Origin of the sequence: Streptomyces durocortorensis (assembly GCF_016901035.1) — a bacterium.
Taxonomy (GTDB): Bacteria; Actinomycetota; Actinomycetes; order Streptomycetales; family Streptomycetaceae; genus Streptomyces; species Streptomyces durocortorensis.
Genome location: NZ_JAFEUF010000277.1, coordinates 1 through 7,993 on the forward strand (window position 1 = coordinate 1; position 7,993 = coordinate 7,993).

Genomic DNA, 7,993 nt, shown 5'->3' on the forward strand with positions numbered 1-7,993 from the left:
ATCTTCAAGGGCGGCTCCGGCCCCCGCCGCTCCGGAGAAGCCGCCCACGATGGCCCCCGGCCCGGCGGGCCGCACCCCGGTCTTCGAGCGGAGAACAACGGGCGGCGGCTCGGTGGAGAAGGTCGTGGCGCTCACGTTCGACGCCGACATGACGGCCGATCAGGGCCCTCGGGCGGCCTCCGGCGAGCGGTTCGACAACCCGGATCTGGTCGCGGCGCTACGCCGGCTGAAGGTGCCCTCCACCGTCTTCATGACCGGGCGCTGGGCCGAGGAGTACCCGGCGCAGGCGAAGGCCATCGGCGCGGACCCCCTTTTCGAGGTCGCCAACCACTCCTACAGTCACCACGCGTTCAGCTCCCCCTGTTACGGCCTGCCGGTAGTCGGGAAGACCGCGATGGCCCGCGACGTCGAACGCGCCTTCACGGCGTTCCGGAAGGCGGGGGTGCGGAACGTGGTGCCGTACTTCCGCTTCCCCGGCGGCTGCTACGACGACAAGGCACTGAGCGCACTGGCCCCGGCCAACGTGACGGCGGTGCAGTGGGACGTGGTCAGCGGCGACGCCTTCGCCACGGACGCGGACGCGGTGGCCGAACAGGTGCTGGACGGGGTGCGGCCGGGTTCGCTGGTGGTGATGCACTGCACGCGCAGCGCGGCCCCGGCCACCGAGGCGGCGGTACGCCGGATCGTGCCGGAACTGCGCGAGCGCGGCTACCGGTTCGTGAAGGTGTCGGAGTTGATGGACGACCGCCCGTGACAGGAGGCCGGTCCCGGTGCTTCGTGGCCACAGCCCACGGTAGGTTCCTCCCCCATGATCGATGAATTCGCGAAGGACAACCTGCACGGGAGACTGCGGCGGGACCGCGAGGCGCTGCTCTGGAAACTCGACGGCCTGTCCGAGTACGACACCCGCCGGCCGTTGACGGCGACCGGGACCAACCTCCTCGGCCTGGTCAAACACGTGGCGACCGTCGAGGCCCGGTACTTCGGCGAGGTCTTCGACCGCCCTTCCCCGGAACCGCTGTGCCGGTGGCAGGACTCCGACGGCAGCGATCAGTGGGCGGCCGAGGACGAGACCCGCGACCAGATCATCGGGTTCTACCGACGCACGTGGGAGCACGCGGACGCCACGATCGACGCTCTTCCCCTCGACGCCCCCGGCCAGGTGCCGTGGTGGCCGGAGCCTCACCTCAACACGAACCTGTTCGCCGTCATGGTCCATGTCCTCGGCGAGTCCATCCGGCACACCGGGCAGGCCGACATCCTGCGCGAGGGGCTCGACGGCCGGACCGGGCTGCGCGCCGAGCACGAGCAGCCGGTCGACGAGGAAGCCCGCGCGGCCCACCGCGCCAGGATCGAGCAGGCCGCCCGATCGGCCGCACCGATCAAGGCCTAGCCGGAGCAGGCCGTACGGCCCGCCTCCTGCCAGGCGCAGACCGGGCAGAGCGTGGCGCCCTTCGTCGACTCCGGGTACTCGGTCGGCTCGCGGCACAGCACGCACTCGGCGTACGGAGGGCCCTCGGCGGCTCCGGCGGGAGGGGTCGGCGCGATCGGCCCCGGGGTCTCGCAGTACGTGTCGTCCACGTCCACGAGCCTACTCACCCGCGGCGGGCGGCGATCCGGCAGACGAGGAACGCCACCGCCCCGGCGAGCACCGCCGCCCCGAGCGACGGCAGGACGGGTGGCTGGAACGTCCCGGTCCGCGATCCCGTGACCAGGTCGGTGACCGCGTACCGCGCCGGGGATCCGGTGGTCACGAGCGCGAGGAGCGACCCGAGCACGGCCGCCGCGACGGACCAGCCCCGGCGGACCAGCACCGGGCGGCTGCTGAGCGCCCCCACGGCCGCGCCCAGCAGCACGCAGCACAGGGCGGCGAGCAGTCCGGCGAGCGCGGCGGACGGCCGGGAGACCGCGCGGGCGCCGTCATCGGTGACCGGGCTGCTGACGAGCAGCACGACAGCGGTCGTCACCACGGCGAGGACCGCAGCGCAGCACGTCGCGGTGAGCAGCGCGGCCAGGTGGACCCGCCGGGGCCCCACGGCGGCCGAGGCGACTGTCCGGGCGGCGGGCGGCTCCTGGCCGACGCAGAGGTGAACGGCCCATGCGGTGACGGGCAGCAGGGCGGCGGCCGCGACGCCGAGCGAGCCCAGCACGGGCTGCCCGCCCTGTACGCCGACCGCGAGGACGGCCGCGTACAGCAGGAGGGGCGCCAGCCAGCGCTGGGAGCGGGCGAGCAGGGCGGCCTGGTAGCGGATGAGGGCGGTCATGGTGCTTCCGACACCTCGACTGCCGCCTCGGGTGACGTGCCCGGTGCGGGTGCGGCGGCCTGCGCGGGTGCCTCCTCCGGGACGACCTGCCGGATGTGCCAGGGCGGGCGGGCCGTCAGCAGGGCTCCCAGGAGCGCGTCGGAGTACGGCGCGGGAACGGTGAGGCGTACGGGGCCGGAGCCGGAGCCCGGGTGAGGGCCCGCGCCGGTGTACTCCTCGGCCTGCCGCTCCCGGATCGGGTCGCCCGGCAGATCCGCCGGCAGCACCGCGCCGGGCGGGCCCACGACCTCGATCAGGACCTGGGGGCCGCTGGTGGGTCCGGTCGCCGCCGAAGCGGTCACCGTGCGCACCCCGCCGCCCCCGGTCCGCAGAGTGAGGCCGGCCGCCCCGGCGAGGCGTCGCGGGTCGTGGTCGACGAAGACGACGGTGGCCCCGGCCGCGACGCGTTCGGCCACGGCGCGGTCGAGTTCGGCACGGGCGGCGGTGTCGAGCCCGGTCCACGCCTCGTCCAGGACCAGCAGATCCGGGGCGGCGAGCAACGCCTGGGCGACGGCGACCTTCTGGCTCGTGCCCTTGGAGAGTTCGGCGAGCGGCGTACGGGCGTGCTCCGCCGCCCCGAACCGGATCAGCCACTCCCCCGCCCTCCGCTTCGCCTCGGCGGTCCGCAGTCCGTGGATCCGGCCGAGGTGGACTAGGTAGCCGGTGGCCGTCAGCGGCAGCGCGGCCGGGAAGCGCTCGGGGACGTAGCCCCTACGGGCCGGGCGGCCGGTGATTTGCCCCTCGGCCGGGGCGTCGATCCCGGCGAGCAGCCGCAGCAGGGTCGACTTCCCGGCTCCGTTGCCGCCCTCCACCCGGACCAGGGCCCGGGCGGGCAGGGCGAGGTCGACCCCGCGCAGCACCCAGCGCCCGCCGAGGCCGTACCGGTGGCCCACCCCCCGGAGTTCCAAGCTCAATTGGCGGTCTTCTCGGGCCTGGCCTCGCTCGGCCGTACGATGACGAAGCCCTCGCCCTGGAGCATCAGCTGGACGGCCTCGCCGGAGCCGCCGCGCACCATCGAGCCGACGCTCTGGGAGCGGTTGAGGCTGGTCGTGAGCTGCTGGCTCCAGCCGACGACCGCGTCCGTGTCCACGTACACAGGCTGGGCGGCCGTCACGGGGATCACGATCGGGGTGCCCTCGCAGATCAGGCCGAGCTTGCCGTAACCCGTGAAGACGCTGTTGAAGAGGCCGCCGCCGACCATGCCGGCGCCCTTCACGGTCTTGATCTCGTAGGAGAGCGTGGGGTCGAAGCACAGGACGTTGCGGCCGTTGATGGTGATCGAGTCGCCCTGGTCCAGCTCCACGATGAAACAGTTCGCCGCCTCGTGCGCGAACCACGCCTCGCCCTGGCCCCGGACCGCCATCAGCGCGAGGCCCTCGCCGGTGACGGCCCGCTTGAGCATGCCACCGATGCCCTGGCCCTTGCGCTCGAACTGGAGGTTGCCGCGGAAGGCGATCATCGCGCCCTGCCGGGCGTGCATCTCCCCGTTGACGGCGTACTTGATCGACTTCGCGTTCTGCAGGGTCATGCCGGGGGCAGTGGCCGGCTGGGCCATGTGCTCGCTGGAAAAGAGATCGCTCTTCATGCGGAGCATCCTCACCCGGACCCGTTCGTTCCGCCAAGCAGGTGAACCGTCCCGCCTGGCAGACTGGGACGGTGACCAGCAACGACACCCCTGTCTCCGAGAGCCCGTTCCACAACGGTCCGACCGACCGCGACCAGGCGCCGCAGTTCGTGCTGCCGCTGGTGCTCCACCTGGAGAAGACGGACCCGCCCGCCCGCACCGACGCGCTGCGGGCCGCCGCCCGCGCGGTGCTGACGATCCTCTCCGACGAGCGGTCCCTCGGGGACGGCGAGTGGGCGGCGGCGATGCGGGACTGGCAGGACGCCCGGATCCGCAAGGTCGTGCGCCGGGCGCGCGGCGCGGAGTGGCGCAAGGCCGCGGCGCTGGAGGGCATCACGGTGACGGGCGAGGACGGCGCCGAGGTACGGGTGTTCCCGCCGATCCCGCTGGACGGCTGGCCCAAGGAGCTGGCCAAGCTCCAGGTGTCGGGCACCGACCTGGAGGACCCGGAGCCGCCCGCCGCGCCCAACCTCTCGGGCCCGGTGCTGTGGCTGAACCCCGATGTCGACATGTCGGCGGGCAAGACGATGGCCCAGGCCGGGCACGGCGCGCAGCTCGCCTGGTGGGAGCTGTCCGACACCGAGCGCAAGGCCTGGCGCGAGGCCGGGTTCCCGCTCTCCGTGGCCACCCCCGGGGCGGAGCGCTGGCGGGAGCTGACGGTGAGCGGGCTGCCGGTGGTGCGCGACGCGGGGTTCACCGAGGTCGCCCCGGGGTCCTGCACGGTCGTCGCCGACCATCCGGCGCTGCGCCGCTGAACATTCCTGGTTCCTCTTACGTATCTCCCGGTACTGCCCTGTCGGCATTACCGCCAAGTAGCCTGCACAGCCAGCCGATTGGCGGTTGATTGACGCCTGTTCGATCGACGCTGTCACGCTTAGGCCCGGGAGACACCTTGTTGCGACGCATCAACGGCACGGCCCTCATCATCGCGGCCCTGGTCGCCACCCTCGGCGCGCTCGCGTTCCCCGTCTGGTCCTACGCGGACCGTTCGGGCACCGGCGAGGCGAACCTCAACGCCTCCAGCGTCGCCACCCAGTGGGGGCCGCTCTCCGCGACCGACCGGGACTTCCTGGTCAAGGTGCGGCTGGCCGGGCTGTGGGAGCTGCCCGCCGGGCAGCAGGCGATCGAGCGGGCGCCCAGCGAGGCGACGAAGGCCGCCGGGGACCACCTCGTCGTCGGCCACACGGACCTGGACCGGCGGGCCCGGGACGTGGCGGCGAAGCTCGGGGTGGAGCTGCCGAACCAGCCGACCGCCCAGCAGCAGGAGTGGCTGCGGGAGCTGACGGCGGCGAGCGGGGACACGTACGAGCGGAAGTTCGCCAATATCCTGCGGGCCGCCCACGGCAAGGTCTTCGGCCTGATCGGCCAGGTCCGCCACACCACCCGGAACACGCTGATCCGGCAGCTGGCGAGCGACGCCAACCAGACCGTGCTGGACCACATCACCATGCTGGAGGCCACCGGGTTCGTCGACTTCGACGCCCTGGCGCGCGAGGCGGCGAGCGGGTCGACGGCCAGTCCTTCGGGCCCTTCGATGCCCCGGGACGGGCAGGCCCCGCTGGCCCCGGTGCCGGCGACTCCGACCGGCGACCAGTCCTTCACCTCGCGCCCGGTACCGCCCACGATGATGCCGATGCCATAACGACGGCGGCGCTACCGGAACCTCAGAAGAAGCTCTGAACGTCCCCCTGGTCGGGTTCATCGCCGTGCGACGGGGCCATGACCCCTGAACAGAACGAGGTGAGCAGGGGGACGGGGGACGTCATGGAACTGGGCATCGGTATCGGCTGGCGGCCGGAGATCGCGGACGAGGTGGAGGCGCTGACCGGGATCGACTGGGTCGAGGCGGTCGCGGAGAACCTCTGCGCCGACCATCTCCCGGACTCGCTGGTAAGGCTGCGGGAGCGCGGGGTGACCGTCGTGCCGCACGGGGTGGCGCTCGGCCTGGGCGGCGCGGACCGGCCCGACCCCGACCGGCTCGCCGGTCTCGCGGCGCGCGCCGAACTGCTGGGGACGCCGCTGGTGACCGAGCACATCGCGTTCGTACGGGCCGGGGGGCCGCTGGCCACGTCGCCGAGGCTGGAGGCCGGGCATCTGCTGCCGGTGCCCCGCACCTGGGACGCGCTGGACGTGCTGTGCGAGAACGTGCGGATCGCCCAGGACTCGCTGCCGGTGCCGCTCGCCCTGGAGAACATCGCCGCGCTGATCACCTGGCCGGACGAGGAGCTGACCGAGGGGCAGTTCCTCGCCGAGCTGGTCGAGCGGACCGGCGTACGGTTGCTGATCGACGTGGCCAACCTGCACACCAACCACGTCAACCTCGGACAGGACCCGGCGAAGGCGCTGGACGAGCTGCCGGTGGAGGCCATCGCGTACGTCCATGTGGCGGGCGGGGTCGAGAAGAACGGCGTCTGGCACGACACGCACGCCCACCCGGTGTCCGCCCCCGTCCTGGAGGTGCTGGCCGAACTGCGCTCCCGGGTCGACCCGCCGGGCGTGCTGCTGGAGCGGGACGACGCCTTCCCGCCGGCCGGGGAACTGGCGGGCGAACTGGACGCGATCCGGGCGACGCTGCGGAAGGCGGCGCCCTCGGCGGACCCGGGGCCGGACCGGGCAGCGCAGCGGAAGGCCGCGCCCACCCCCGTCCCCGCCGGAGCCCGTGACCGTACCGCCGTCGCACAGACCGCCCTGCTCTCCGCTCTCGTGGCCGGAACGCCCGCCCCCGAGGGCTTCGACCACCGGCGGCTGCGGGTGCAGAGCCGGGCGCTGGCCGCCAAGCGCGCCGACGTCGTCGCCAAGGTGGCCCCCGAACTGCCGGAGATCCTCGGCGACGGCTACCGCGCCGCGTTCCTCGCGTACGCCGGGAGCCGCCCGATGTCCGGCGGCTACCGCCGCGACGCCCTGGGTTTCGCGGAGCACGTGCTCATCACGGGCGGGCCCGCCGATCCGGCGGCGCGACGCCGGCTGACGTACTGGTGGCAGGACCGTTCGGGCGCCCGGCCCCCGCGCCGTACCACCCGTCTGGTCCGGGCGGCCCGTGCCGTCCTCGTGGGGAAGTGACCGCCATGAACACGATCGCTCTGCTGGCGACCCTTGGGGTCGTCGTCTCGTCCGTGCTGCTCGTCGTCAAGGCGGTGGCCGAACGGTCCCGGCGCCCCCCCCCGGGCCCCCGCCCCGAACTTCACGACCTGCACGAGGTCGCGTTCCTGAACGGCGGACCGGCCAGGGTCGTGGACACCGCCCTGACCGCCCTGCACGCGGACGGCCGGCTGGTCGTCGGCGGGCCCGGCATCGTCGCCGTGCAGCGGGCACAGGCGAACGACCCGGTGGAACGCGCGGTGTTCCAGGAGCTGGCCGCCGCCCCGAACGGCGCCCTGCACAGCCTGCGGGAAGCCGTGATGCGGCATCCGGCGGTCCAGGAGGTCGGCGACGGGCTCGCGGCGCGCGGGCTGCTGGTGCCGCCCCACCGGCTCCGCCCACTGCGGCGGTGGGGGCTGACCCAGGGCATCGCGTGCATGATCGCGCTGCCGCTGAGCCTGCTGCTCACGTTCGTCCAGTTCGCCACGGACGACTCCCTGGACTTCTCGGTCCCGTTCATCATGAAGATGCTGCCCGCGATCGTGATCGGCTCCTTCACCGGGCTGATCGTCGCCAACTCCTCCGCGAGCCGCCTCACGGCGTCGGGGCGCCACGCCGCCCAGTCGTTCCGGGCCGCCTACGCCTACGTGGTGACCCCCGCCCATCTCGTCGCCACCCTGGGCCTGCGCGCCCTGCCGGACCCGGTGTTCCAGGCCCAGTTGACGGCCGCGGCACGGCTGAGCGCGCCGCGTCGGCGGTCCTCCGCGCGGGTCGGCGGATCCACGGCGACGGGTGTCACCGCCGTCGGCGTGGCGACGGTCTGGTGCGCCGCGTCCGGTCCGGGCGGCTCCAGTTGCGGCGGGTCGACCGGGGGCGGCTCCGGGTCGAGTTGCGGGGGCGGCTCCGGGTGTTCCTCGGGGTCCGGGTGCGGAGGCGGCGGCGGGTCGAGCTGCGGCAGTTCCGGCGGCTCCAGTTGCGGAGGCGGGGG

At 73.7% G+C, this 7,993-nt stretch carries 10 protein-coding genes; 6 read left to right on the plus strand and 4 right to left on the minus strand.

Annotated elements, in window-relative coordinates; translation table 11 throughout:
• The coding region (locus JS521_RS31115; protein WP_239488098.1) for a polysaccharide deacetylase family protein at window positions 1–754 on the plus strand (754 nt) is incomplete at its 5' end.
• A gap of 54 nt (window positions 755–808) precedes the next feature.
• Complete coding sequence (locus JS521_RS31120) at window positions 809–1,393, plus strand: DinB family protein (protein ID WP_205086268.1); 585 nt, start codon at window positions 809–811, stop codon at window positions 1,391–1,393.
• Here the strand turns inward: JS521_RS31120 and JS521_RS31125 are convergent.
• The 4 genes from JS521_RS31125 to JS521_RS31135 are packed head-to-tail and all read right to left on the minus strand — an operon-like array spanning window position 1,390 to window position 3,888.
• Window positions 1,390–1,587, minus strand: coding sequence for a hypothetical protein (locus tag JS521_RS31125; protein WP_205086269.1), 198 nt, complete (start codon window positions 1,585–1,587; stop codon window positions 1,390–1,392). The two genes, JS521_RS31120 and JS521_RS31125, sit on opposite strands and share 4 nt — an antisense overlap.
• An 8-nt stretch (window positions 1,588–1,595) precedes the next feature.
• Entirely contained in the window at window positions 1,596–2,264 is a 669-nt protein-coding gene (locus JS521_RS37015) for an ABC transporter (RefSeq protein WP_239488099.1), read from the minus strand.
• The gene (locus JS521_RS37020; RefSeq protein ID WP_239488101.1) at window positions 2,261–3,211 is read right to left on the minus strand and encodes an ABC transporter ATP-binding protein; all 951 of its coding nucleotides are present in this window, start codon (window positions 3,209–3,211) and stop codon (window positions 2,261–2,263) included. The genes JS521_RS37015 and JS521_RS37020 overlap by 4 nt, the downstream gene beginning before the upstream one ends.
• A 2-nt stretch (window positions 3,212–3,213) precedes the next feature.
• Window positions 3,214–3,888, minus strand: coding sequence for an AIM24 family protein (locus JS521_RS31135; protein ID WP_205086270.1), 675 nt, complete (start codon window positions 3,886–3,888; stop codon window positions 3,214–3,216).
• 71 nt (window positions 3,889–3,959) lie between these two features.
• Here JS521_RS31135 and JS521_RS31140 point away from each other — a divergent pair, with 71 nt between their 5' ends.
• From JS521_RS31140 to JS521_RS31155, 4 genes are all read left to right on the plus strand, one after another.
• Window positions 3,960–4,682, plus strand: a complete 723-nt coding sequence (locus JS521_RS31140) for a peptidyl-tRNA hydrolase (protein ID WP_205086271.1) — start codon at window positions 3,960–3,962, stop codon at window positions 4,680–4,682.
• Window positions 4,683–4,822: 140 nt separating this feature from the next.
• Window positions 4,823–5,569, plus strand: coding sequence for a DUF4142 domain-containing protein (locus JS521_RS31145; protein WP_205086274.1), 747 nt, complete (start codon window positions 4,823–4,825; stop codon window positions 5,567–5,569).
• 122 nt (window positions 5,570–5,691) lie between these two features.
• Entirely contained in the window at window positions 5,692–6,987 is a 1,296-nt protein-coding gene (locus tag JS521_RS31150; protein WP_205086275.1) for an MbnB/TglH/ChrH family RiPP precursor modification enzyme, read from the plus strand.
• Between the two features lie 5 nt (window positions 6,988–6,992).
• The coding region (locus JS521_RS31155) for a TIGR04222 domain-containing membrane protein (protein WP_205086272.1) at window positions 6,993–7,993 on the plus strand (1,001 nt) is incomplete at its 3' end.

Coding starts and splice junctions, on each gene's coding strand:
- JS521_RS31120 (WP_205086268.1), top strand. CDS start 809: ATGATCGATGAATTCGCGAAGGACAACCTGCACGGGAGACTGCGGCGG.
- JS521_RS37015 (WP_239488099.1), bottom strand. CDS start 2,264: ATGACCGCCCTCATCCGCTACCAGGCCGCCCTGCTCGCCCGCTCCCAG.
- JS521_RS31135 (WP_205086270.1), bottom strand. CDS start 3,888: ATGAAGAGCGATCTCTTTTCCAGCGAGCACATGGCCCAGCCGGCCACT.
- JS521_RS31150 (WP_205086275.1), top strand. CDS start 5,692: ATGGAACTGGGCATCGGTATCGGCTGGCGGCCGGAGATCGCGGACGAG.